Source organism: Bacillus sp. VT 712, from assembly GCF_001614195.1.
Lineage (GTDB): Bacteria > Bacillota > Bacilli > Bacillales > Bacillaceae_H > Priestia > Priestia flexa.
The window spans coordinates 1-515 of sequence record NZ_LWBK01000101.1; the positions used below are offsets into that span (position 1 = coordinate 1).

At 43.1% G+C, this 515-nt stretch carries 1 rRNA gene; it reads left to right on the forward strand.

What is annotated here, in order from left to right:
• Nucleotides 1-179 (forward strand): 16S ribosomal RNA (locus A2U94_RS20170); the annotation flags it as partial.
• Nucleotides 180-515: the final 336 nt, after the last annotated feature.

Sequence of the window (515 nt, forward strand, 5' to 3'; positions counted from 1 at the left end):
GCCGCGGTGAATACGTTCCCGGGCCTTGTACACACCGCCCGTCACACCACGAGAGTTTGTAACACCCGAAGTCGGTGGGGTAACCTTTATGGAGCCAGCCGCCTAAGGTGGGACAGATGATTGGGGTGAAGTCGTAACAAGGTAGCCGTATCGGAAGGTGCGGCTGGATCACCTCCTTTCTAAGGATTTTTACATGAAAAGCGAAGGCGATTGTTTAGTCATGAAAAGCGTTGGAGCTTTTGACAGGGTAACCGTTATTTGGTGTCATTGACAAAAGTGAAACGGTCGAATGACTAGGAGCCGTAGCTAGACAAGACGTACGTTTTGAAGCTTTGTTCAGTTTTGAGAGTTCAATCTCTCATTTAATAGAAAGTACATCACTTTCTTCTTATTAGATAAGAAGAATTTTGAGTGCGATTGTTCTTTGAAAACTAGATAACAGTAATAGCTGAGGAAAAGTGAAACTTTTCTTTAATCAAACCAATAAATAACGCAACGCAAGTTGCACCATTTAT